Here is a 22,560-nt window from a genome sequence, read left to right as displayed (position 1 = left end):
CCGCACTTTGTTCCAGCCGTGCTCTAGCCGTCCGACGACTTGGCACCCGATCGAGGTGCGCCGACCGTGGCGCCCGCCTTGAGGCCGTCCTTGCCTCCCACGGGGGCCTCGAAGGACTCCAACGCCTCCAGGACGTCCTGGACACGGGAGATCTCGGCGTTGATGTCCTCGCGACGGCGCACCAGGATCTCCAGCTCGCGCCTGCCCTCCTCGACCGTGCGCTTCGCCTCGCGGATCGCCTCGGCCTTGAGCTCCTCGGCCTCCCGCACGAGCGTCGCCTTCTTCTGCTCGGCCTCCTTCAGAAGCCCCTCGGCCTTCTTGACGGCGGCGATGCGCACCTTGCCGGCCTCGGAGTTGGCCTCCGACACCAGTTCCTTGGCCTTCGCCTGCGCCTTGACGAGCTGCTCCTCGGAGGCCTTGATGAGCGCGTCGCAGCGGTCGCCGGTCGACCTCATCGTCTCGGCGGCCTCGCGGCGGGCCCGCTCGTGCAGGTTCTCGATCTCGGACGTGAGGCGGTCGCGCAGCTCCTCGGCCCGCTCCCTTATCGCGGTGGCGTCCCGGCGGGCGCCGACGAGCAGTTCGTCCGCGTCCGTACGGGCCTTCTCCACCCGCGCGTTGCCCTCGACCGTCGCCTCGGACACCAGCCGGTCGGCCTCGGTACGGGCCGCGCCGACCATGCTGTCGGCCTGGGCCTCCGCCTCCGCGGTGGTCTTCTGCGCCTGCTGCTGTGCCTCGGTGAGCAGCTTGTCGGCCTCCGCGGCGGTCTCCGAGATGAGTTTGTCGACCTGCTCGGCCGCCTCGGAGCGCCGCTTGTTGGCTTCCTTGCGGGCCTCGTCGAGGGTGCGCTCGGCCTCCTCGCGCGCGGCCGTGGTGACCCGCTCGGCCTCCGACAGCGCCTCGTCCTTGACCCGCTCCGATTCGCTCCGGATCCGCTCGGCGTGCTGCTGGGCCGCGCCGACCGTGTCGGCGGCCTCGGCGCGCAGCCGCTCGGCCTCGCCGGTGGCCTCCCCGAGCAGCTGTTCGGCCTGGGCGAGCGCCTCGGACCGTACCCGCTCGGCCTCCGCGACCGTCTCCGACCGCAGCCGCTCCGCTTCGGCGACCGTCTCCTGGCGCAGCCGGTCGGTGTCCGTGATCGTCTCGGTGGTGAGCCGCTCGGCCTCGTTGCGCGCCTCGGTGATGAGGGTGTCGGCCTGCGTCGCCGCGTCCGACCGGATGCGGTTGGCGTCCTCACGGGCGTCCGCCCGGGTACGCGCCGCGGCCTGGTCGGCCTCGGCGATGGCCTCCGACGCCTCCGTGCGCACCTGCTGGGCGTGCTCGGACGCGTCCGACCTGAGGCGCTCCGCCTCGGCGATCGCCTCCGAAACCGTGCGCTCGGCGAGCGCCTTGGCGGCGTCCGTCTCCTCGGCCGCCTCGCGCCGGATCCGGGTGGCGTCCTCGCTGGCCCGCTCCCGCTCGGCGTAGGCGTCGGCCCGGACCCGGTCCGACTCCTCCTGGGCCTCCCGGCGCGTACGGTCCGCCGCGTGCTCGGCGGCCGAACGCAGCCCGGTGATCTCCTCCTGGGCCTGCTCGTGCAGCCCGGAGACCGACTCCCGTACCTGCTGGGCGTGCTGCTCGGCGGCCGACACCATCTCGTTGGCCCGCCGGTCCGCCTCCTCGACCAGTCGTACGGCCTCGGTCTGCGCCTCCTCGACGCGCTTGCGCGCCGAGGCCAGCAGTTCCTCGCTCTGCTCGCGGGCTCGCTCCCGCTCCTGGCCGGCCTCCTCGCGGGCCGCGCCGAGGGTCTCCTCGGCCTCTCGGCGACGCCGGGCGGCCTCCTCCTGCGCGGCGGCCAGCGCCTGAGACGCCTCCGTGGCCAGCCGCTCGGCGGCGGCCTGCGCCTCCGCCCGCACCCGGTCGGCGCTGTCCTGCGCCTCCGACTTCAGCCGCTCGGCCTCCGTCGCCGCCTCCGACCGCAGGCGTACGGCGATGGCCTCGCCCTCCGCGCGGGAGGCGGACGCGTCCGCGGCGGCCTCGGTGCGCAGCCGCTCGGCCTCCGCCTCGGCCTGCCCCTGCAGCGTGCGGATCCGCTCGGCGGCCTCGGCGCGCAGCCGGTCGGTCTCCTCGGCGGCCTCGCGGCGGATCCGCGCGGCCTCCTCACGGGCGTCGGTGAGTGCCTGCTCGGCGGCGGCGAGGCGGTCCTCGGCCTCGGTGTGCAGCCGGGTCAGTTCCTCGGCGGCCTCCGCGCGGCGGGCCTCTATGGCCCGCTCGGTCTCCTCGTGCAGTTCGAGCGCGGCCCGCTCGGCGTCCGCCTTGATGCCCTCGGACTGCTCGACGGCCTCGGCGCGGTGCCGCTCGGCCTCCTTGCGGGTGCGCTCGAGGGTCTCCTCGGCCTGCCGGCGCAGGGTCGTCGCCCGCTCGATGGCCTCGGTGCGGACCTTCTCGCTGTCCGTGGTGGCCTTCTGGCGCAGCTCGTCCGCGTCCTGCTTGGCCTTCGCCAGCAGCTCCTCGGCGGTCCTGGCCGCCTCCTCGATCTGCTGGACGGCCTCCTTGCGGGCCTCCGCGCGGATCTTCTCGCCCTCGGCGACCGCCTCGGAGCGCAGCTGCTCGGCCTCGCCGCGCAGCCGGCGGGCCTCCTCCTGCAGCTCGACCGTCTTGGCGCGGTACTCCTTGGTGTCGTCCTTTGCCGCGCCCTTGAGCTGCTCGGCGATGTCGTGCGCCTCGGCACGCAGCCGGTCCGCCTCGGCCTCGGCCTCGGTGCGGATCCGCTCGGCCTCCTCGGCGGCGGCCTTGGTGGTGCCCCGCGCCTCCTCCTGCGCCTTGATGAGGACGTCTTCCGCCGTCTTGGCCGCCTTGGACAGCTGGGTGGCGCTCTCCTCGGCCGTCAGCGTGCGGGCCTTCTCGGCCGCCTCGTCGAGCAGCTTCTCGGCCTCGGCGCGGGCGTCCGCGACGAGCTGCTCGGCATCCGACCTGGCGGCCTCGGCCTCCTTGGTGGCCTCGGTGACCAGCCGGGCGACCTGCTCCTTCGCCGTACGCGTGCGCTGCTCGTTGGTCGACTCCGCGCTCGACAGCGCCTTCTCGGCCGCCGCCTTGGCCTCGGCGACCAGCTTCTCCGCCTCGGCGCGCGCCTCGCGCAGGGCCGTCTCGGCCGCCGACATGCGCTGCTCGGCGGTCCGGCTCAGCTCCTGCGCCTCACGGCGGGCCGCGTCCGACTCGGTGAAGGTGGACGTACGCAGCTGCTCGGCGTGCTCGGTGGCCTCCTGGGCCTGCGTCGAGGCGGCGTTCAGCAGCCGCTCGGCGTCCGCGCGGGCGCGGCGCAGCAGCTGCTCGGCCTCCGCACGGGCCGACTCGGCCTCGCTCTGCAGCCGCTGCCGGGCCTCGGAGGTCACCCGCTCGGCCTCCGCGCGGGCCGCCGCCATGGCCTGCTCGGCCTCGGCACGGGACTCGTCCAGGAGCCGGCGGGCCTGCTGCTCGGTGCGGGCGCGCAGCTGCTCCGCCCAGGCCACGTTCTCGTTGACGTGCGACTCGACGGTCTGCCGGCGCTCGGCCAGTTCCTGGTCGAGTTGCTGGCGGCGGGTGACCGCCTCCTGGTGCAGCTCCGCCTGGAGCCGGGCGGCCTGCTCGGCGTGCTCCTGGAGGATGCGCTGGGTCTGCGACCGGGCCTGGCTCAGCTCGCGCTCGGCCTCCTGGCGCAGCTGGTCGGCCTGGACCTGCGCGTTGCGCAGCAACTGTTCGGCCTGGTAGCCGATGTCCCCGCCGTCGAAGGCGGGCCGGGACATGATGGTGCGCCGCGCCTCGTGCAACTTGGCGCGCAGCACCTCGACCTGGTAGCCGAGGTCCTCGGCATGCTGGATCGCCTTTTCCCGCTCGGTCTTCAGCCGCTTCATCTCGGCTTCGAAACGAGTGAGGTGATCGACGTCAGCCGCCGGTTCCCGCTCCTGGCTCTCGTAGCCCCGCACTGCGCGGTCCCATCCGTCCCCTGGTCGAAAGTCTCTCCGTACCAGCTCCGTCCGTACGCCGAACGGGGCTCCCGGGGAATGGTGTCAGATCAACGGCGGAGCACGGGCTGCTGCCCCGACGCTCGTCCCCCGAAACCCGGACCCCGGCCAGGTCCCGCCGTCATGGCAGGACCCTGGTCGCCCTGGGTGGAGCGGCGACCGCCCCCAACCCTACCGGCCCATATGTACGAGGGTCAGTGCTCAGGTGACTCAACAGACGCCGAAGTGACCAGTTCTGTCAGTACGCCGTGGCAATCCTTTGGGTGCAGGAAGGTGATCCGTGACCCCATGGAACCGATTCGCGGCTCTTCGTACAGAACGCGTACGCCCTTACCGCGGATGTCCGCGGCGTCCGCGTCGACGTCCGCCGTACCGAAGGCGATGTGATGCACGCCCTCCCCGTTCTTCGCGAGCCACTTGCCCACGGCCGAATCCTCCCGGGTCGGCTCCAGGAGCTGCAGGTACGAAGCCCCGCCGTCGGACGTATCGTTGATCTTGAGCATGGCCTCGCGCACGCCCTGCTCCTCGTTGACCTCGGAGTGGAACACCTCGAAGCCGTACGTGGCCCGATAGAACTCGACGGTCTTGTCGAGGTCGAAACAGGCGATCCCGATGTGGTCGATTCGCGTCAGCATGGTTTCAGTGCAGCGCGACCGAGGTGGTTACGCAACGTGCGCGCGATCACACCGACAGCCGGATGACGGCGTGGACTACCGCTCAGTACATTCGAAGTAAACCCTCGTTCACTCCTCGGCCTGTGCAGGCCGGTAAGGGGATCGCAGCTCATGACTGGATCGAACAGCACGACCTCGGTGATCGTCGCGGGCGCCCGCACGCCGATGGGACGATTGCTGGGCTCCCTGAAGTCCTTCTCCGGAGCCGACCTCGGCGGCTTCGCGATCAAGGCCGCCCTCGACCGTGCGGGGATCGGCGGCGACCAGGTGCAGTACGTGATCATGGGCCAGGTGCTCCAGGCCGGGGCGGGGCAGATCCCGGCACGCCAGGCCGCGGTCAAGGCCGGCATCCCGATGAGCGTCCCGGCGCTCACCGTGAACAAGGTGTGTCTGTCCGGCCTCGACGCCATCGCGCTCGCCGACCAGCTCATCCGCGCCGGCGAGTTCGAGATCGTCGTCGCCGGCGGCCAGGAGTCCATGACCAACGCCCCCCACCTGCTGCCGAAGTCCCGCGAGGGCTTCAAGTACGGGGCGATCGAGATGCTCGACGCCATGGCGTACGACGGTCTCACCGACGCCTTCGAGAACATCGCCATGGGCGAGTCGACGGAGAAGCACAACACCCGCCTCGGCATCCAGCGCCCCGAGCAGGACGAGTTCTCCGCCCTGTCCCACCAGCGCGCCGCCGCCGCCCAGAAGAACGGCCTGTTCGAGGCCGAGATCACTCCGGTCGAGATCCCGCAGCGCAAGGGCGAGCCGGTCGTCTTCAGCAAGGACGAGGGCATCCGCGCCGAGACCACGGCGGAGTCCCTCGGCAAGCTGCGCCCGGCGTTCACGAAGGACGGCACGATCACCGCGGGTTCGGCCTCGCAGATCTCCGACGGCGCCGCCGCGGTCGTGGTGATGAGCAAGGCGAAGGCGCAGGAGCTGGGTCTCGAGTGGATCGCGGAGATCGGCGCCCACGGCAATGTGGCGGGTCCGGACAACTCCCTGCAGTCGCAGCCGTCGAACGCCATCCTGCACGCCCTCAAGAAGGACGGCCTGGAGGTCTCCGACCTCGACCTCATCGAGATCAACGAGGCCTTCGCGGCGGTCGCGGTCCAGTCAATGAAGGACCTCGGGGTGTCCCCGGAAAAGGTGAACGTCAACGGCGGTGCCATCGCCCTCGGCCACCCGATCGGCATGTCCGGTGCCCGCCTCGTCCTGCACCTCGCGCTGGAGCTGAAGCGGCGCGGCGGCGGCGTGGGCGCGGCCGCGCTGTGCGGTGGCGGCGGCCAGGGTGACGCGCTGGTCGTGCGGGTACCGAAGGCCTGAGCCCTTCTTGTTCGTTTCACCGATCGAACTGATCTGAACGGAGCTGTGATGCAGGACGTCTCCTCACTGGTCGCCCAGGCCAGGGAAGGCCGGCCGCGGGCCGTGGCCCGGCTGATCTCCCTCGTGGAGGGGGCGTCCCCGCAGCTCAGGGAGGTCATGGCGGCACTGGCCCCGCTGACCGGCGGGGCGTACGTGGTGGGCCTGACGGGCTCGCCGGGCGTCGGCAAGTCGACGTCCACCTCCGCCTTGGTGACCGCGTACCGCAAGCAGGGCAGGAGGGTCGGCGTCCTGGCCGTCGACCCGTCGTCCCCGTTCTCCGGCGGCGCGCTGCTCGGCGACCGGGTCCGGATGTCGGAGCACGCCTCGGACCCGGGCGTCTACATCCGGTCGATGGCCACGCGCGGCCACCTGGGCGGCCTTGCCTGGGCGGCACCGCAGGCGATCCGCGTCCTGGACGCGGCGGGCTGCGAGGTGATCCTGGTCGAGACGGTCGGGGTCGGCCAGTCGGAGGTCGAGATCGCCTCGCAGGCGGACACGTCGGTGGTGCTCCTGGCGCCGGGGATGGGCGACGGCATCCAGGCGGCGAAGGCCGGAATCCTGGAGATCGGCGACGTGTACGTCGTCAACAAGGCCGACCGCGACGGCGCCGACGCGACCGCCCGCGAACTCAACCACATGCTCGGCCTCGGCGAGTCCCGCGGCCCCGGCGACTGGCGCCCGCCCATCGTCAAGACGGTCGCCGCCCGCGCCGAGGGCATCGACGAGGTCGTCGAGGCGCTGGAGAAGCACCGCGCCTGGATGGAGGAGCGGGGCGTACTCGCCGAACGCCGGCGCGCCCGGGCCGCCCGCGAGGTGGAGACCATCGCCGTCACGGCCCTGCGTGAACGCATCGGCGACCTGCACGGCGACCGCCGGCTGAGCACCCTGGCGGAGAAGATCGTCGCCGGGGAGCTGGACCCGTACCGGGCGGCGGACGAGCTGGTGGCGGGGCTGACGGAGAGTCCCGCCTAGAGGGGACGCGCCCGGCGGTCGGTGACCGGGGTATGACCGGACGCGTGGTGGTCGACTCCGGGACCCCGCTGGTACGTTGACCGGCATGTTCCTCCTCTTGGCGTAAGGGCCGTCCAGGCCCGCGACGGACAGGCGGCAGTGGGCCGCGGTCGTCGCGGGGATCCGGCGTCCCCTCGTTGCCTCCCGTTGAGGAACTTCTCGCATGTCCGCGCCCTCTTCGCGGCCCCTCGGTGCCGCGCGGCCCTCGTATGCCGCTGTTCTCCGTGTCCCGTACGCCCGCCGCACCTTCGCGGCCGCCCTCGTCGGACGGCTGTCGTACGGCATGGTCTCCCTGGCCGTGATGCTCGCCGTGACCCGGGCGACCGGGTCGTACGCCGTCGCCGGTACCGTCATGGCGCTGTTCGGGGCCATGACGGTCTTCCTGTCGCCCCTGCGAGCCGCCCTGGTCGACCGGTACGGGCCCCGGCGGGCCCTGATCCCCATGGCCTCGCTGTACGCGGGGCTGCTCTGCGTGCTCGCGGCGGCCGTCTGGCGCCCGGGGACACCCCCGGTGGTGCTCGGCACCATCGCCGCGCTCACGGGCTGCTGCGCGCCCCCGCTGGGCCCCACCACGCGCGCGGTGTGGAGTGAACTCCTCGAAGACCGTCGGCTGTTGCAGCGGGCGTACAGCCTGGACGGCGTCGCGGAGGAGCTGTTGTTCGTCTCCGGTCCGCTGGTGGTGGGCGTGCTGGTGCGGTTCGCGCCCCCGGCGGCCGGGGTGGCGCTGAGCGCGCTGCTGGTGGCGACGGGGACGGCGGCCTTCGTCATGTCACCGGCGGTGCGTGACGTACGGGGCGTTGGCGCGCGGTCAGCGCGGCCTGTGCGGTCCGTACGGGTGAAGCGCCGGTTGGCCGGTGGGCGGGGCCTGCTGCAGCCGGTGGTCGTGGCGGCGGGCGTGGGGCTCGCGCTGAGCGCCGTCGATCTGCTGGTCATCGCCTACGCCGAGCAGCGCCACCACGGGGACGACGTGGTCGCCTGGGTGCTTGCCGCCCTGTCGGCGGGCAGTGCGGTGGGCGGCCTGCTCAACGGCGCGGTCAACTGGCGGACGCCCGCACGGGTCCGGCTGCCGCTGCTGACGGCGGGCCTGGGCCTGACCCTCGCCGCCGCCGGCCTGGCACCGGGACTCGGCGTCCTCACCGTGACCGTCGCCTGCGCGGGCCTGTTCGTGTCCCCGGCGCTGACGACGGCGTACCTGATCGCTGACGAGAGGGCACTGCCGGATTTCCGTACGCGGGCCGGGGCCTGGGTCAACACGGCCGTGAACGCGGGGTCTTCGGGCGGGACGGCGGCGATGGGGCTGCTGGTGGGGCGGCTGCCGGTGAGCGTGTGTTTCCTGGCCGCGGGCGGTGTGGCGGTGGCGGCCGCGGCCGGCTCCGGGTGGGGCGTCCGGCGTGCGGCGGCCGTGACACGTCGAACGCCGGAGGCGCTGACCAGGTCAGCGCCTCCGGCGGGCGGGCACTAGGCCGCTCAGGCGGCTCGGGAGCCGTCAGTCGTCGTCCGAGTGGTCGGCGGTGACCTTGCCGGTCTTCAGGTTGATCAGCCAGTCCTGCTCCGCACCGTTGGACGCGCGGGTCTCGGCCTCCCAGGCCTTGGACGCGCCGTCCTCGTCCAGGTCCACCGACGTCACCCTGCCCTTGGCGGCGGCGGCCTTCGCGGCCTCCGTCGCCGACGTGGACGCGCCCTTCAGGGCGGCCCGCACCTGGGCGGTGTCGTCCTCGTGCTCGGCGTGGGAGGAGAGGACCTTTCCGGTGCCGGGGTCGATCCGGACGCTGTGCCAGGCGTTGTTCCTGGCGAGGACGTCGACCTCCCACGCCACGGACCCGTCGTCATCGTCGTCGAGCTCGGCGGAGACCGCGGTGCCCGGCGTGTGCCGCACGGCCGCGGAGAGGGCGTCGGCGGCCGTCACCTTGGCGGACGCCGACTGCCGGGCGTCGTCGTCCTGTCCGTTGTCGTCCCCGTCGTCCTGTCCGTCGTCGTCCTGTACGCCGCTGTCCTGCGCGTCGTCGTCCGCCACCCGCACGTTCGACGCCTGCGCGGTGGACGCCCCGTCGTCGCCGGAGCCCGCCAGGGCCGTTGTCGTACCGCCTCCGACCAGGGCCGCGGCGGTGACGGTGGCGATGACGATGTTGCGCTTCATGGGGAGTTCCTCCCGGGTTGGTCGTCTTTGCTGTGTTCCGACGAGAACCAACCTCTCTGATGGGCCCTGAAGCCCACCTGAAGCCCCCTGAAGAGATCTTCAGCTTCGCTTTGCGAACCTTTAGGACATGCGCCCACCCGTCGCCCACCACCACCCTGCTCGAGACGCTTCGCGTCACCCCTTTCGATTCTTGATCGTGGAGGACGAAAAGCGGCTCGCCCTGTCGCTCGCCAGGGGGCTGACCGCCGAGGGGTACGCCGTGGACGTCGTCCATGACGGCCGGGAGGGTCTGCACCGGGCCACCGAGGGGACGTACGACCTCGTGATCCTGGACATCATGCTGCCCGGCCTCAACGGCTACCGCGTCTGCGCCGCCCTGCGCGCCGCGGGCCACGACGTGCCGATCCTGATGCTCACCGCCAAGGACGGCGAGTACGACGAGGCGGAGGGCCTCGACACGGGCGCCGACGACTACCTGACCAAGCCGTTCTCCTACGTCGTCCTCGTCGCCCGGATCAACGCCCTGCTGCGGCGCCGCGCACAGGGTCCCGGCGCCTCGCCCGTGCACGTCCACGGCGATCTGAAGGTCGACACCGCCGCCCGCCGCGTCTTCCTGGCGGACGACGAGATCGCGCTCACCGCCAAGGAGTTCGCCGTCCTGGAGCAGCTCGTGGTGCGGGCCGGCGAGGTGGTGTCCAAGTCCCAGATGCTGGAGCAGGTCTGGGACTTCGCGTACGACGGCGATCCGAACATCGTCGAGGTGTACATCAGCACCCTGCGCCGCAAGTTGCGCGCCGAGCTCATCCGGACGGTGCGCGGCGCCGGCTACCGGCTGGAGACGGAGCAACGTTGAGCCGTCTCCTCGGTTCCGTACGGTCCCGGGCCACCCTCGCCGCCACCCTCGTCGTCGCGGTGGCACTCGTCGCGGCCGGGACCGCCGTACTGCTGTCCCTGCGCTCCAACCTGATCGACCAGGCCGGGACGGCGGCGGACCGCTCCGCGCGGACGGTGGCGACCCACCTCGCCGGGGGGAAGACCTACGGGCAGCTGTCCCTGGACGACGACGACCAGCCCGTTCAGGTCGTCGACGAGCACGGCAGGCTCGTCGCCGCGAGCGAGGACCTGGAGCTAATCAGCGGCACGGGCACCGACGCCGTGCGCCCGCGGGCGGCCACGCCCACGCCCACCCCCACGGACGGCAGCGGCGACGAGGACGCCGACGAGGACACGGACGACGACTCCTCCCCCGAATCCCTCGAACCCGGCGAGATCCACGAGAAGACCGTCTTCACCGACGGCTCCGCGACGATCGACCACCACAGTGCCGACTACCGCTTCGCCGCCGTCCGGGTGGAGACCGAGAAACAGGGCCTGCTCACCGTCTACGCCGGCGCCCCCCTGTCCGCCGAGCAGAGCGCCGTGGACACCGCGCTGACCGTCATGCTGATCGGCTTCCCGCTGCTGCTCGCCGTCGTCGCGGGCGTGACCTGGCTGGTCACCCGGCGCGCGCTGCGCCCGGTGGAGGACATCCGCGCCGAGATGGCCGCGATCACCGCCTCGGAGGACCTCGCCCGCCGGGTCCCGGTGCCGGACACGCACGACGAGGTGGCCCGCCTCGCCCGCACCACGAACGAGACGCTGGCGGCCCTGGAGACCTCCGTAGAACGCCAGCGCCGGTTCGTCGCCGACGCATCGCACGAGCTGCGCAGCCCGATCGCCAGCCTCCGCACTCAGCTCGAAGTCGGGGCCGCCCACCCGGAGTTGCTGGACGTGGAGGAGGCGGTCGAGGACACCGTACGACTGCAACGCCTCGCCGCCGACCTGCTGCTGCTCGCCCGGCTGGACGCGGGGGAGCGGCCGGCGGCCGGTGCCCGGCTCGACCTCGCCGCGCTGGCGCGGGAGGAGGCCGCGGCGCGGACGGGCGTGAGCGTGGAGGCGTCCGGGGCGGTGGAAGTCGCCGGGTCCCGGGGGCAGTTGGAGCGGGTGCTCACCAACCTGCTGGACAACGCGCGGCGGCATGCCCGATCGGCGGTCACGGTGGCCGTGCGGCAGGAGGACGAGTGGGCCGTGGTCGGGGTCGCCGACGACGGGGACGGGGTGCCCGAGGGCGACCGGGAGCGGATCTTCGAGCGGTTCGTACGGCTCGACGACGCCCGCAGTCGCGACGACGGCGGCGCCGGACTGGGCCTCGCCATCGCCCGGGACGTCGCCGTACGGCACGGCGGCACGCTCACGGTCCGCACAGCGCCGGAAGGCGGAGCTCTGTTCGAACTCCGCCTGCCGCTCGTCTAACTGGCCGGTGGCCGGTAGACGGCAGGGATCGGGGTCACGGACGTCCCCGGTGCCCCCGCAGGTGGTCCGCGACGGGCCGCAGGGACTTCTCGAGTTCCACCAGGGACTCGGGGGGCAGCAGATCGATGAAGTGCCTCCGCACAGACGCCACATGATGCGGCGCGACCTTCTTCATCGTCTCCATGCCGTGCTCGGTGAGGACCGCGTACAGACCGCGGCGGTCCGACTCGCAGTTCTCGCGCCGTACGAGGTCCGCGTTCTCCATGCGGGTGATCTGGTGGGAGAGGCGGCTCTTGGACTGGAGGGTGGCGGACGCGAGGTCGCTCATCCGCATCCGTACGCCCTCCGACTCGGACAGATTCACCAGGATCTCGTAGTCGTTCATTGTCAGGCCGAACGGCTGCAGGTCCCTTTCGAGCTGGTACGTCAACAGCCTGTTGACCTCCAGGTGGGTGCGCCAGGCGCACTGCTCCGCATCGGTCAGCCAGCGCGTGGCCGTCTCGGTCTCCATGAATGAAGTCTACCTAAAATGTTGAAAGGCGAACTAGTGAGGGTGATGTGACGTCGGACGCGCACACGTTCGACGTCACACTCCGCAGACTACCGCTCACAGCCCGAAGCGACGCTGGAGGTCCCCCAGCTGTCCGGGAAGGCGCGGTGCGCCGGCTTGCTGTCCGGGTCCTGCGGGAACCCCACCGCCGGGTACCCCGGCCTCATGCGGAATCGCCCCCGTGGCCTGCTCGGCCGTCAGTGCCTCCGACGACTGGAGCAGGACCGTGCCGGCCCCGACGAACTCGAACTGGTGCTCCTCCCCGGAGGCCCCGCCGATGCCCGCCATCGCACGCAGGCCGCCCATCAGGCCGGTCATGTACCCGTGGTCGTAGTGATGGCAGGGAGAGGGGCAGTCGGCCCAGCCGACCAGCGCCTGCGGGTCCACCCGGATCGGGGGTTCCATGAACACCACCGGGCCGTTGGAGGCCGCCACGAACTTTCCGGTTCCGATGAGTGTCAGAAAACCCGGCACGATTGACTGCTTGAGGGCGAGACTTGGCTGAAAAGCGAGCAAGTTGCCCGAGCGAATGGTCAGGTTGCCGTTGTCCAGGTCGTACGAGTTCACGTCGAAGGCCCGGTCGGCGAGGAGCATCTTCCCCGAGCCCTGCGCCACGACCCAGTCGCTCGCGTGCAGAGGCGAATGGAAGGACGAACGGACAAGACCGTCCAGCCGGCCGTGTCCGATGCCGTTGAACTCCATCGAGCCGTAGTAGGCGATCATCTTCCCCTTCTGCAGGAACCACTGGCTCCCCTTGAGCTCCACGCAGAAGGTGTAGTTGTTGACGTTGTCGTCGACCGGCAGGGTCATGGGGTCGTGGACAGTCGGGCCGCCGCCCGGAGCCCCGTACATGCTCACAGTTTCTCCTCCGAGGCCTGGACGTACACCGCGCCGTTGCCGCTGAGCTCCAGCTGGAACGCCTCGCCGGAGCCGCGGCCCACCATGTCCCGCCAGCCCAGCGCGGTGGACAGCTTGTTGCGCACGTCGCCGTGGTGGGCGACGTACGCCTGCGGGTCGACGTGGACCGGGCGCTGCGGGGTGATGGGGACCTCGATGACCCCGCCGTGCGCCATCACCGCGACCGAGCCGTGCCCGCGGAGGGTGGTGGTGAACAGCCCTTGGCCGGTGACCTGGCCGCGGACCATGCCCATGACGCCACCCTGGGAGCCCATGAACATCGTGCCCTGCTCCAGCGTGCCCTCGAAGGCGAGCAGCCGGTCCGCCTCGACGTAGAGCGTGTCGCCGGTCATGTTGATGACCTGGACGTGGTGGCCGCCGTGCCCGAAGAGCACGGTGCCGCTGCCCTCGACGGTCATCAGCGGGGCGGCCTCGCCCGCCGCCCGGCGGCCGATCATCGACATGACCCCGCCCTGGCCGCCCTGGATGTTCGGGGTGAAGGACACCTCGCCCTTGTAGGCGAGCATCGCCCCGCGCTGACTGAACAGCCGCTGCCCGGGCAGGACGGTCGCCTCGACCATCTTCGAGTTGATCTCACGGAAGGCCATGTCACACATCCCCCGCGATCGTGTTGCGCTCGCTCGGCTGGACGTAGACCAGGCCGTCGCCCTCGAAGCGGATCTGGAAGGCCTCGCCGCCGCCCTCGCCCATGAACGTGCGGAACGTCACCCCGGACTGGAAGGACTGCCGCAGATTGCCCTGGTGGGCGATGTACGCCCCCGGGTCGACGGTCAGCGGGTACTGCGCGCTGACCCGCAGCACGACCGCCGGCCCGTCCGACATGATCGCGGCCTGTCCGTGCCCCTCGATCGTCGTCGTGAACAGCCCGTTGCCCTGGGAGGCGCCGCGCACCCCGGTGAAGGACGTGCCGGTACGCAGCCCCGAGTCGGTCGCGAGCAGGTTGCTCGACTCCACGTACAGCTTGTCCCCCTGGAGAGCGACGAGGTTGATCTCCGAGGCCCGGTCCGCGAACCAGCACGTCCCGTGCCCCTTCACCTCCATCAGTGTCATCTGCTCGCCGGTGATCCGCCGGGTCACCATCCCCCGGATGCCCTCACCGCCGCCGCTGAGCTTCTTGAAGTCCATCTGACCGTCGTACGCGACCATCGAGCCGTTCTTCGCCTTAACGGCGTCCCCGGTCATGTCGACGGCGAGCACCTTGCTGCCTTGAAGTCGGAACATCGCCACGCAGCGAAGGTAGCCGTCGGGAGGCTCCGCCAACAGGGCCTGAGGGTGGAGCCCAACCCTGAGCGCCCCCCTAGGGGGCAGTCGCTCGCCCCGGGGAGCCGTTTGCCACAATGGGCAAGCGTTTGTGCTCCCCTTCACAAGCCGTCCGACGTCTCTCCCACCGAAGGTGACCCGTGGACATCAAGACCGCCACCGCTCTCCGCCGCCTCCGCCTGGTCTCGGCCCCCGAGGCGATCTCCTTCCTGCTTCTCCTCCTCTGCTCGGTGCTGAAGCGGACCACGGACTTCAACGCGGTCCCCGTGATGGGGATGGTCCACGGCGTCCTCTTCATCCTGTACGTGATCTTCTGGGCGGACGCCTGGAACCGCACCAAGTGGCCCCTGAAGACCGCCGCCCTCTACTTCGTCCTCTCCGTGCTGCCCACCGGCGGCTTCTTCGCCGAGCGCAAGCTCAGGCGCGAGGCCGAGGACGCGGTCATCGCCTCCCGCGCCCGCCAGGCGAAGGACGGGACCGTGAACGCATGATCGTCGCCTTCTCCGTGACACCGCTGGGCGTCGGCGAGGACGTCGGGGAGTACGTCGCCGACGCCGTCCGGGTCGTCCGGGAATCGGGCCTGCCCAACCGCACCGACGCGATGTTCACGTCGATAGAGGGCGAGTGGGACGAGGTCATGGACGTCGTCAAGCGTGCCGTGGCTGCCGTGGAGGCCCGCGCACCGCGCGTGTCCCTGGTCCTCAAGGCCGACATCCGCCCCGGAGTGACGGACGGCCTCACCTCCAAGGTGGAGACGGTGGAGCGTCACCTCTCCGCCTAGCGCGCACGACAGCGCCGAGCCCCGGTCCGCGTGGGCCGGGGTTTCACACACCCACCTGGCTCAACCGCCCGCCGCCAACGCGATCCCCAGCGGCGTCCGCTCGTACAGCACCTGATGGCCGTAGCGCCGCGCGGTCAGCAGTCCCGCGCCGCGCAGGACCGTCAGATGCGCCGACACCGATGACGGTGCGAGGCCCAGCCGGTGGGCGAGGGCGGTCGTGGTGGCGGGCTCGTCGAGCGCCGTGAGGACGGCGGACCGGCCGCGCCCGAGGAGTCGTACGAGCGTGTCGGAGGTGCGGTCGGCGGGCTCGGCCCACAGGCCGCCGATGCCCCGCGCCGGGTAGACCAGGGTCGGCTGCCAGGGCGGATCGAAGCTGCTGACCAGGTCCGGCCAGCTGAAGACGCTCGGCATCAGTACCAGGCCCTGTCCTTCCAGGTTCCGCTCGTGCTCGCCCCGCCACTCGACGGTCAGCGTCCCCGCACTCCAGCCGCAACGCCGGTTGATCTCCGGCAGCAGCCCGCCCAGACCCACCTCCGCCAGCCGTCGCGAGTGGAACGCCACGTCCGCCTCCAGCAGGGCGCGCAGCCGCGGCCAGTCCGGCTCGACGAGGGTGTGCCACACCTCCTCCATGGAGTCGGACAGTTCCCGGATCATCCGCTCCGGGTCCGCCATCCAGGCCCGTCCGCGCGGTGATTCGAGCGCGCCGGGGGAGTCCGCCAGCGACCGGGCGGTGTCCTCGCGGGCCGCCTCCGGATCGCTGGCGCGGACCGCGGCGATCTCCTCCTCGAAACCGGTCACGGGACCCGTCGGCGGCGGGCACAGCCAGTCGGGCGAGTGACCGCGCCGGGGCATCAGCAGCCACAGAGGAGTGAGGTCGAGCCCCGCGGCCGCGGTACGAATCCGGCGCAGCCAGTGCGCGTGATAACCCTGCCGCTCGGGCCGCTTCAGCGTGCGCACCACCTCCTGGGTCTCCCACAGCGGTGACACGGCGAACCGGCACCTGAGGAAGTCGTCCTCCCCGAAACGCAGTCGCGACGGCACGGCCACCTCCTGATCCGGACGGAAGATTCGGCTGCGGCCGAAACTCTAGGGTGCCCGGTCCGGCGCGAGCACGCTGCTGTCCATGCCAGAACAGCTGACGGACACCCCCGGCACTCACGCGGCGGCACCCACCGGCTACGCCCGCCTCTTCACCGTCCGCGAGTTCCGCGCGGTCTTCGCCGCCCACGCGCTCTCCCTGCTCGGCGTGATCGTCAGCGAGGTCGCGCTGACCGTCCTCGTCTACGACCTCACCGGCTCACCCCTGATGAGCGCGCTGGCGTTCGCGCTCGGGTTCCTGCCGTATCTGATCGGCGGGACGCTGCTCGCGGGGATCGCCGACCGGTTCCCGGCCCGGCGCGTGCTGGTGCTGTGCGACCTGGCGTGCGCCGCGTGCGTCGCGCCGATGGCGGCACCGGGCGCCCCCATCGCCGTACTGCTGCTGCTCCGCTGCTGCGTCGCCGTCGTCTCGCCGGTGTTCCAGGGGACCCGGATGGCCACGCTCGCCGACATCCTGGGCGACGGCGACCTGTTCGTGCTCGGACGGTCCCTGCTGCGGATCGTCTCGCAGAGCGCGCTGCTGGTCGGATTCGGGCTCGGCGGCCTGCTGCTCACCGTCGTCTCCCCGCGCCACGCCTTGCTGATCACCGTGGGCACCTTCTGCGCCTCGGCCGCGCTGCTCCGCTTCGGCACCAGGCGCCGGCCGGCCCGGGCCGGGAACGGGAGCGCGCTGGTCAAGGACTCCCTCAAGGGAGCCCGGCAGGTGCTCGCCGACCGGCGGGTGCGGGTGCTGCTCCTGATGTTCTGGCTGCCGCCGATGTTCTCCGTCGCCCCGGAGGCGCTGGCCGCCCCGTACGCCGACACGCTGGGGGCCGGCTCCGTCGGGCTCGGCCTGCTGATGTGCGCGTTGCCGGTCGGCACGATCGCCGGCGAGCTGTACGCGGGCTCCCGGCTGCGCCCCGCCACCCGGGAACGGATCGCCCTCCCGCTGGTCTGCTGCACGCTGCTGCCGTACCTCGGCTACGCGCTGGGCCCCGGCCTCGCCGTCTCGCTGCTGCTCCTGGTGGTCTCGGGGGCGGGATCGGCGTACACGCTGGGCCTGGACCAGTGGTTCGTACGGGAGGTGCCTCAGGAACTGCGCGGGCGGGCCATGACCCTGATGACCGCCGGGCTGATGACGATCCAGGGAGTGGGCATGGCGCTCGCAGGCGTGGCGGCGGAGTTCGCCGGGGTGGCCGCCACGGTGACGGGAGCGGGAGCGCTGGGAACGGTGTGCTGTGTGCTGCTGGCCCTGGAAGTCCGGCGGACCGAGGGGCGAGACGGGGCTGACCACGATGTGACCGGCCGGTAAGGTCTTTGCCGTGCCGAAGCCCCTCAGTCTTCCGTTCGATCCCATCGCCCGCGCCGACGAACTCTGGAAGCGGCGCTGGGGAAACGTGCCGTCCATGGCCGCGATCACCTCGATCATGCGCGCCCACCAGATCCTGCTCGCCGAGGTCGACGCGGTGGTCAAGCCGTACGGACTGACGTTCGCGCGGTACGAGGCGCTGGTCCTGCTCACCTTCTCCAAGGCCGGCGAGCTGACCATGTCCAAGATCGGTGAGCGGCTCATGGTGCACCCCACCTCCGTGACGAACACCGTGGACCGGCTGGTCAAGTCGGGCCTGGTCGACAAGAAGCCCAACCCGAACGACGGGCGCGGCACGCTGGCCGCCATCACCGACAAGGGGCGCGAGGTGGTCGAGGCGGCCACCCGCGACCTGATGGTGATGGATTTCGGGCTCGGCGTGTACGACGCCGAGGAGTGCGCGGAGATCTTCGCGATGCTGCGGCCGCTGCGGGTGGCGGCGCACGACTTCGACGAGGGCTGACCCAGGTCGACGAGGGCTGACGCCGGTCGACGACGGCTGACCCCGGGCAAGATCTCCCGAAGCGGGTGGTTACGCTCGTACGCATGAAAAAGTCCGTGCTGACCCGCTACCGCGTCATGGCCTACGTCACCGGTGTGCTGCTGGTCCTGCTGACCCTGGGCGTGATCGCCAAGTACCTGCTCAAGATGGACGGGGCGGACGACTTCACCCGCGTCGTGGGCATCGCGCACGGCTGGCTGTACGTCGTCTACCTGGTCTTCGCGTTCGACCTGGGCTCGAAGGCGAAGTGGCCGGTCGCCAAGCAGCTGTGGGTGCTGCTGGCCGGGACGATCCCCACGGCCGCCTTCTTCGTGGAGCGGAAGGTCAGCCGCGAGCTGGAGGGGAAGATCGCCGAGGACTCTCCGGCGGTCGCCAAGGCGTAACCGCACCTCGCCGCCGCGCCGCACCTCGCCGCCGCACCGCCGTACGGGTTGCGTACGGCGGTCTGCCATCGACAGTTACTAGGATGTCCTAGTAAATTTGAGGCATGGACGCTGACGCGATCGAAGAGGGCCGCCGACGCTGGCAGGCCCGGTACGACGCTTCACGTACGCGTGAGGCGGACTTCACCACGCTCTCCGGGGATCCCGTCGAGCCGGTGTACGGGCCAAGGTCAGGGGACAGCTACGAGGGCTTCGAGCGGATCGGCTGGCCGGGGGAGTACCCCTTCACCCGCGGCCTGTACGCGACGGGCTACCGCGGCCGTACCTGGACCATCCGGCAGTTCGCCGGGTTCGGGAACGCCGAGCAGACCAACGAGCGCTACAAGATGATCCTCGCCAACGGCGGCGGGGGACTGTCCGTGGCCTTCGACATGCCGACCCTGATGGGGCGCGACTCCGACGACCCGCGCTCGCTCGGCGAGGTCGGGCACTGTGGTGTCGCCATCGACTCGGCCGCCGACATGGAGGTCCTCTTCAAGGACATCCCCCTGGGCGATGTCACCACCTCCATGACGATCTCCGGGCCCGCCGTACCCGTCTTCTGCATGTACCTCGTCGCCGCCGAACGGCAGGGCATCGACCCGGTCGTCCTCAACGGCACGCTCCAGACGGACATCTTCAAGGAGTACATCGCCCAGAAGGAGTGGCTCTTCCAGCCCGAGCCGCACCTGCGCCTCATCGGCGACCTGATGGAGTACTGCGCGGCCGGCATCCCCGACTACAAGCCGCTGTCCGTCTCCGGCTACCACATCCGCGAGGCCGGTTCGACGGCCGCGCAGGAACTGGCGTACACGCTGGCGGACGGCTTCGGGTACGTGGAACTGGGGCTGTCGCGCGGGCTCGACGTCGATGTCTTCGCCCCCGGCCTGTCCTTCTTCTTCGACGCGCACCTCGACTTCTTCGAGGAGATCGCCAAGTTCCGTGCGGCACGCCGTATTTGGGCTCGGTGGATGCGGGACGTGTACGGCGCGCAGGCCGACAAGGCCCAGTGGCTGCGCTTCCACACCCAGACGGCCGGTGTCTCGCTGACCGCCCAGCAGCCGTACAACAACGTGGTGCGTACGGCGGTTGAGGCGCTCGCGGCAGTCCTTGGCGGCACCAACTCCCTCCACACCAACGCGCTGGACGAGACGCTGGCCCTGCCGAGTGAGCAGGCCGCCGAGATCGCGCTGCGCACGCAGCAGGTGCTGATGGAGGAGACCGGCGTCGCCAACGTGGCCGATCCGCTGGGCGGTTCGTGGTATGTCGAGCAGCTTACGGACCGCATCGAGGCGGATGCCGAGAAGATCTTCGACCAGATCAGGGAGCGGGGCCTGAGGGCCCACCCCGACGGGCAGCACCCCATCGGTCCCATCACCTCCGGCATCCTGCGCGGCATCGAGGACGGCTGGTTCACCGGCGAGATCGCCGAGTCCGCCTTCCGCTACCAACAGGCTCTGGAGAAGGGCGACAAGAAGGTGGTGGGCGTCAACGTCCACACTGGTTCCGTGACCGGCGACCTGGAGATCCTGCGCGTCAGCCACGAGGTGGAGCGCGAGCAGGTACGGGCGCTGGGAGCACGGAAGGCCGCCCGCGACGAGGCGAGGGTGCGGGCCGCCCTGGACGCGATGGTCGCGGCGGCCCGGGACGGCGCCAACATGATCGAGCCGATGCTCGACGCCGTACGGGCCGAGGCGACGCTCGGTGAGATCTGCGGGGTGCTGCGGGACGAGTGGGGGGTATACACCGAGCCGGCCGGGTTCTGAAACGACACCAGCTCCGGTGCCGACCCCACGCGCCAGGACGGGCCGCGGAGGAGGGCACTGTGGGCTGGGATCCGTACGAACTGCTGGAGCCGTGGCCGGCGGCGACGCTGTATCCCCCACGTACTCGCGAGAACTACCAGCACCACACAGGCAACTGGCTCGATCACTGCCGCGAGTCGGGGCTGGAGTGGGACAAGGTCCGTGAAGAGGGGCGTGGGATGGGGATCGTCGAAGAGCTGGCCGACCGGTGGGGGCATTACTCCCTTGGCGCGCCTGTCATGCGAGGGAAGCTTGTCTGGTGCGAGCTAGGCGGTGGGTGATCCCTGGGTGGGAGCGGGCGTCAGGCCGTCGCCGACGCGGTCAGGCCGTTCAGCAGGAGCCCGGTGAAGGCTCGGGCCCAGTCCGTGTCGACGGGCTCGGCGCTTACCAGGGCCCGGTGCACCACCGCGCCCGCGATCACGTCGAAGATGAGGTCGGCGGTGCGAGCCGCCGCTTCGGGGTCGCTCTCGGGCGGCAGCTCACCGCGCTGCTGGGCGCGTGCGCGGCCCTCCAGGACGAGGAGCTTCTGGCGATCCACGATCGAGGCCCGGATGCGTTCGCGCAGGGCGTCGTCCCGCATCGACTCCGCCACGACCGACATCAGGCCGCTCCTGGCCTCCGGCCGGGCCAGGATCGCCGCGAACTGGAGGACGACGCCCTCGATGTCGGCGGCGAGGGTGCCGCGGTCGGGGAGTTCCAGCTCGTCGAAGAGTTCCGCCACCGCGTCGACGACCAGTTCGTTCTTGCCGGCCCAGCGGCGATAGAGGGTCGTCTTTGCAACCCCGGCCCTCGTTGCGACGTCTCCCAGGCTGAGTTTCGACCAGCCGATCTCCACCAGCGCCTCCCTCGTCGCGGCCAGGATCGCGGCGTCCGCGGCGGCGCTGCGCGGACGCCCGGTCCGACTGGCGGGGGTGCGACTCTGCATCTCACGACGATAACCGGCCGTTCCTGATCCTCAGTGAGAGAGATCACCGGATTGCAGTGTTCCGGAGGCACCCGGTGCCATTACGCTACGACCCGTAGCGAAAGCTCGTGATGGACGTACGCGAGTGACGCACACACGCACGGCGTGGGGTGGGGACCCGGCGCCGAACGCCTGAGAGCACGACCGGGACGACCGGCTTTCACATCGCTTTTCACATGGGCGCGGGAACGGGGGAGGATGTACGCATGCAGCCACGGAACATGTCCATGAGCGGAGTCGTCGACCTCGCCGCGGTGAAGGCGGCCCAAGAGGCCAAGGCGAAGGCGGAGCAGGCGCGGGCCGAGGCCGCCCGGCAGGGCGGCGGCGCGGGTGGTGTCTCGCCGGCCGATCTCGTCATCGACGTCGATGAGGCCGGGTTCGAGCAGGATGTCCTGCAGCGGTCCGCCGAAGTGCCCGTCGTCATCGACTTCTGGGCCGAGTGGTGCCAGCCCTGCAAGCAGCTGAGCCCCGTCCTGGAGCGGCTGGCCGTCGAGTACAACGGACGCTTCGTCCTCGCCAAGATCGACGTCGACGCCAACCAGATGTTGATGCAACAGTTCGGGATCCAGGGGATCCCGGCGGTCTTCGCGGTGGTCGCCGGGCAGGCCCTGCCGCTCTTCCAGGGTGCCGCCCCCGAGGCGCAGATCCGGGAGACCCTCGAACAACTGGTGCAGGTCGCCGAGCAGCGCTTCGGGCTCACCGGTCTGACCGTCGACCCCGACGCCGAGCCGGGCGCGATCGCCGAGGCCGCTCCCGAGATGCCCGCGGGGCCGTACGACGCGCTTCTCGAGGCCGCCGTACGCGCCCTGGACGCCGGGGACTTCGGCGGTGCGGTGCAGGCGTACAAGAACGTACTGAGCGACGACCCGGGCAACAGCGAGGCCAAACTGGGCCTCGCCCAGGCCGAGTTGCTCCACCGCGTGCAGGGCCTTGACCCGCAGCAGGTGCGCAAGGACGCCGCCGACAAGCCGGCCGACATCGAGGCGCAGATCGCCGCCGCCGACCTGGATCTGGTGGGCGGGCATGTCGACGACGCGTTCGGGCGGCTCATCCAGACCGTGCAGCGCACCGCGGGCGACGACCGGGATGCCGCACGTGTGCGGCTGCTGGAGCTGTTCGACGTGGTCGGCGGCGACGATCCGCGTGTCGCGGCGGCCCGCAGGGCGCTGGCGCGCGCCCTGTTCTGACCGGGGTGGGAGCCCGGTTCTGACCAGTCCCTAAACGTCACGGCATGTGATGCCCGAGTGAAAGATTGGCCTGGACGGGGCCAGTGCGGCCGCGCTTTACCAAATCTTGGTAATCGCGGCCGCTGTTACTTGGAGTAAGTCGCGGGCGTTGATCTGTCGGAATCTGTCCAACGATCAATAGCTTTGTCCAGTCGCCATCTGACACCGAGTGTTGTCGACCGAGACCAGTGGGTCGTTGTTCGGTTATCCGGCCGTTACTAGCGAGTAACGAACCCCCTTGTGTC

At 71.1% G+C, this 22,560-nt stretch carries 21 protein-coding genes; 12 read left to right on the top strand and 9 right to left on the bottom strand.

The window, feature by feature from the left end; genetic code table 11:
* Positions 1–23: 23 nt before the first annotated feature.
* Together scy and mce are read right to left on the bottom strand one after the other, a co-directional pair.
* A complete protein-coding gene (gene scy, locus ACFYO2_RS09025; protein WP_388346254.1) occupies positions 24–3,935 on the bottom strand; it encodes a polarized growth protein Scy in 3,912 nt (1,303 codons plus the stop codon).
* A gap of 233 nt (positions 3,936–4,168) precedes the next feature.
* Positions 4,169–4,609, bottom strand: coding sequence for a methylmalonyl-CoA epimerase (mce, locus tag ACFYO2_RS09020; protein WP_388346251.1), 441 nt, complete (start codon positions 4,607–4,609; stop codon positions 4,169–4,171).
* A gap of 150 nt (positions 4,610–4,759) precedes the next feature.
* On the opposite strand from mce, the gene ACFYO2_RS09015 reads away from it, so the two are divergent.
* The 3 genes from ACFYO2_RS09015 to ACFYO2_RS09005 all read left to right on the top strand — a co-directional run bounded on the left by ACFYO2_RS09015 (position 4,760) and on the right by ACFYO2_RS09005 (position 8,474).
* Entirely contained in the window at positions 4,760–5,962 is a 1,203-nt protein-coding gene (locus ACFYO2_RS09015) for an acetyl-CoA C-acetyltransferase (RefSeq protein WP_388346248.1), read from the top strand.
* A gap of 48 nt (positions 5,963–6,010) precedes the next feature.
* On the top strand, positions 6,011–6,973 hold the full coding sequence (gene meaB / locus ACFYO2_RS09010) for a methylmalonyl Co-A mutase-associated GTPase MeaB (protein WP_388346246.1): 963 nt from the start codon (positions 6,011–6,013) through the stop codon (positions 6,971–6,973).
* A 202-nt stretch (positions 6,974–7,175) separates the two neighbouring features.
* Entirely contained in the window at positions 7,176–8,474 is a 1,299-nt protein-coding gene (locus ACFYO2_RS09005) for an MFS transporter (protein ID WP_388346243.1), read from the top strand.
* Positions 8,475–8,498: 24 nt separating this feature from the next.
* Here the strand turns inward: ACFYO2_RS09005 and ACFYO2_RS09000 are convergent, their stop codons facing one another.
* Positions 8,499–9,149, bottom strand: coding sequence for a PepSY domain-containing protein (locus tag ACFYO2_RS09000; RefSeq protein WP_388346240.1), 651 nt, complete (start codon positions 9,147–9,149; stop codon positions 8,499–8,501).
* A 127-nt stretch (positions 9,150–9,276) separates the two neighbouring features.
* On the opposite strand from ACFYO2_RS09000, the gene ACFYO2_RS08995 reads away from it, so the two are divergent.
* Both ACFYO2_RS08995 and ACFYO2_RS08990 read left to right on the top strand, forming a co-directional pair.
* On the top strand, positions 9,277–10,002 hold the full coding sequence (locus tag ACFYO2_RS08995) for a response regulator transcription factor (RefSeq protein WP_388346237.1): 726 nt from the start codon (positions 9,277–9,279) through the stop codon (positions 10,000–10,002).
* On the top strand, positions 9,999–11,441 hold the full coding sequence (locus tag ACFYO2_RS08990; protein WP_388346235.1) for a sensor histidine kinase: 1,443 nt from the start codon (positions 9,999–10,001) through the stop codon (positions 11,439–11,441). The genes ACFYO2_RS08995 and ACFYO2_RS08990 overlap by 4 nt, the downstream gene beginning before the upstream one ends.
* Before the next feature lie 34 nt (positions 11,442–11,475).
* On the opposite strand, the gene ACFYO2_RS08985 is transcribed toward ACFYO2_RS08990, so the two are convergent.
* The 4 genes from ACFYO2_RS08985 to ACFYO2_RS08970 form a co-directional block, all read right to left on the bottom strand.
* The gene (locus ACFYO2_RS08985) at positions 11,476–11,952 is read right to left on the bottom strand and encodes a MarR family winged helix-turn-helix transcriptional regulator (protein ID WP_388346232.1); all 477 of its coding nucleotides are present in this window, start codon (positions 11,950–11,952) and stop codon (positions 11,476–11,478) included.
* Positions 11,953–12,048: 96 nt separating this feature from the next.
* Entirely contained in the window at positions 12,049–12,843 is a 795-nt protein-coding gene (locus tag ACFYO2_RS08980) for an AIM24 family protein (RefSeq protein WP_388346229.1), read from the bottom strand.
* A 2-nt stretch (positions 12,844–12,845) separates the two neighbouring features.
* Positions 12,846–13,496 (bottom strand): AIM24 family protein, encoded by a 651-nt coding sequence (locus ACFYO2_RS08975; protein WP_388346226.1) that lies wholly within the window; start codon positions 13,494–13,496, stop codon positions 12,846–12,848.
* A gap of 1 nt (position 13,497) precedes the next feature.
* Complete coding sequence (locus ACFYO2_RS08970; protein WP_388346224.1) at positions 13,498–14,130, bottom strand: AIM24 family protein; 633 nt, start codon at positions 14,128–14,130, stop codon at positions 13,498–13,500.
* A 179-nt stretch (positions 14,131–14,309) separates the two neighbouring features.
* On the opposite strand from ACFYO2_RS08970, the gene ACFYO2_RS08965 reads away from it, so the two are divergent.
* Positions 14,310–14,660, top strand: a complete 351-nt coding sequence (locus tag ACFYO2_RS08965) for a DUF3817 domain-containing protein (RefSeq protein WP_388346221.1) — start codon at positions 14,310–14,312, stop codon at positions 14,658–14,660.
* Positions 14,657–14,950, top strand: a complete 294-nt coding sequence (locus ACFYO2_RS08960) for an MTH1187 family thiamine-binding protein (RefSeq protein WP_030672233.1) — start codon at positions 14,657–14,659, stop codon at positions 14,948–14,950. The genes ACFYO2_RS08965 and ACFYO2_RS08960 overlap by 4 nt, the downstream gene beginning before the upstream one ends.
* A gap of 60 nt (positions 14,951–15,010) precedes the next feature.
* Here ACFYO2_RS08960 and ACFYO2_RS08955 read toward each other — a convergent pair whose 3' ends face one another.
* Entirely contained in the window at positions 15,011–15,991 is a 981-nt protein-coding gene (locus tag ACFYO2_RS08955; RefSeq protein WP_388346218.1) for a DUF5937 family protein, read from the bottom strand.
* A gap of 82 nt (positions 15,992–16,073) precedes the next feature.
* On the opposite strand from ACFYO2_RS08955, the gene ACFYO2_RS08950 reads away from it, so the two are divergent.
* The 4 genes from ACFYO2_RS08950 (at position 16,074) to ACFYO2_RS08935 (ending at position 20,086) form a co-directional block, all read left to right on the top strand.
* The gene (locus ACFYO2_RS08950; protein ID WP_388346215.1) at positions 16,074–17,339 is read left to right on the top strand and encodes an MFS transporter; all 1,266 of its coding nucleotides are present in this window, start codon (positions 16,074–16,076) and stop codon (positions 17,337–17,339) included.
* Positions 17,340–17,349: 10 nt separating this feature from the next.
* Positions 17,350–17,859, top strand: a complete 510-nt coding sequence (locus tag ACFYO2_RS08945; RefSeq protein WP_388346212.1) for a MarR family winged helix-turn-helix transcriptional regulator — start codon at positions 17,350–17,352, stop codon at positions 17,857–17,859.
* A gap of 83 nt (positions 17,860–17,942) precedes the next feature.
* Complete coding sequence (locus tag ACFYO2_RS08940) at positions 17,943–18,281, top strand: DUF3817 domain-containing protein (protein ID WP_388346209.1); 339 nt, start codon at positions 17,943–17,945, stop codon at positions 18,279–18,281.
* Between the two features lie 104 nt (positions 18,282–18,385).
* Complete coding sequence (locus ACFYO2_RS08935; protein WP_388346207.1) at positions 18,386–20,086, top strand: methylmalonyl-CoA mutase; 1,701 nt, start codon at positions 18,386–18,388, stop codon at positions 20,084–20,086.
* Between the two features lie 340 nt (positions 20,087–20,426).
* Here ACFYO2_RS08935 and ACFYO2_RS08930 read toward each other — a convergent pair whose 3' ends face one another.
* Entirely contained in the window at positions 20,427–21,050 is a 624-nt protein-coding gene (locus ACFYO2_RS08930; RefSeq protein ID WP_388346204.1) for a TetR/AcrR family transcriptional regulator, read from the bottom strand.
* A 245-nt stretch (positions 21,051–21,295) separates the two neighbouring features.
* Here ACFYO2_RS08930 and ACFYO2_RS08925 point away from each other — a divergent pair, with 245 nt between their 5' ends.
* Positions 21,296–22,276 (top strand): tetratricopeptide repeat protein, encoded by a 981-nt coding sequence (locus tag ACFYO2_RS08925; protein ID WP_388346201.1) that lies wholly within the window; start codon positions 21,296–21,298, stop codon positions 22,274–22,276.
* Positions 22,277–22,560: the final 284 nt, after the last annotated feature.

It is taken from the genome of Streptomyces sp. NPDC006602, assembly GCF_042870385.1.
Classification (GTDB): Bacteria; Actinomycetota; Actinomycetes; order Streptomycetales; family Streptomycetaceae; genus Streptomyces.
The sequence above is the reverse complement of the archived record's forward strand: the minus strand, read 5'-3'. Positions and strand labels throughout refer to the sequence as shown.

Coding starts and splice junctions, on each gene's coding strand:
- mce (WP_388346251.1), bottom strand. CDS start 4,609: ATGCTGACGCGAATCGACCACATCGGGATCGCCTGTTTCGACCTCGAC.
- ACFYO2_RS09015 (WP_388346248.1), top strand. CDS start 4,760: ATGACTGGATCGAACAGCACGACCTCGGTGATCGTCGCGGGCGCCCGC.
- meaB (WP_388346246.1), top strand. CDS start 6,011: ATGCAGGACGTCTCCTCACTGGTCGCCCAGGCCAGGGAAGGCCGGCCG.
- ACFYO2_RS09005 (WP_388346243.1), top strand. CDS start 7,176: ATGTCCGCGCCCTCTTCGCGGCCCCTCGGTGCCGCGCGGCCCTCGTAT.
- ACFYO2_RS09000 (WP_388346240.1), bottom strand. CDS start 9,149: ATGAAGCGCAACATCGTCATCGCCACCGTCACCGCCGCGGCCCTGGTC.
- ACFYO2_RS08995 (WP_388346237.1), top strand. CDS start 9,277: ATGCGCCCACCCGTCGCCCACCACCACCCTGCTCGAGACGCTTCGCGT.
- ACFYO2_RS08985 (WP_388346232.1), bottom strand. CDS start 11,952: ATGGAGACCGAGACGGCCACGCGCTGGCTGACCGATGCGGAGCAGTGC.
- ACFYO2_RS08980 (WP_388346229.1), bottom strand. CDS start 12,843: ATGTACGGGGCTCCGGGCGGCGGCCCGACTGTCCACGACCCCATGACC.
- ACFYO2_RS08975 (WP_388346226.1), bottom strand. CDS start 13,496: ATGGCCTTCCGTGAGATCAACTCGAAGATGGTCGAGGCGACCGTCCTG.
- ACFYO2_RS08970 (WP_388346224.1), bottom strand. CDS start 14,130: ATGTTCCGACTTCAAGGCAGCAAGGTGCTCGCCGTCGACATGACCGGG.
- ACFYO2_RS08960 (WP_030672233.1), top strand. CDS start 14,657: ATGATCGTCGCCTTCTCCGTGACACCGCTGGGCGTCGGCGAGGACGTC.
- ACFYO2_RS08950 (WP_388346215.1), top strand. CDS start 16,074: ATGCCAGAACAGCTGACGGACACCCCCGGCACTCACGCGGCGGCACCC.
- ACFYO2_RS08940 (WP_388346209.1), top strand. CDS start 17,943: ATGAAAAAGTCCGTGCTGACCCGCTACCGCGTCATGGCCTACGTCACC.
- ACFYO2_RS08935 (WP_388346207.1), top strand. CDS start 18,386: ATGGACGCTGACGCGATCGAAGAGGGCCGCCGACGCTGGCAGGCCCGG.
- ACFYO2_RS08930 (WP_388346204.1), bottom strand. CDS start 21,050: ATGCAGAGTCGCACCCCCGCCAGTCGGACCGGGCGTCCGCGCAGCGCC.
- ACFYO2_RS08925 (WP_388346201.1), top strand. CDS start 21,296: ATGCAGCCACGGAACATGTCCATGAGCGGAGTCGTCGACCTCGCCGCG.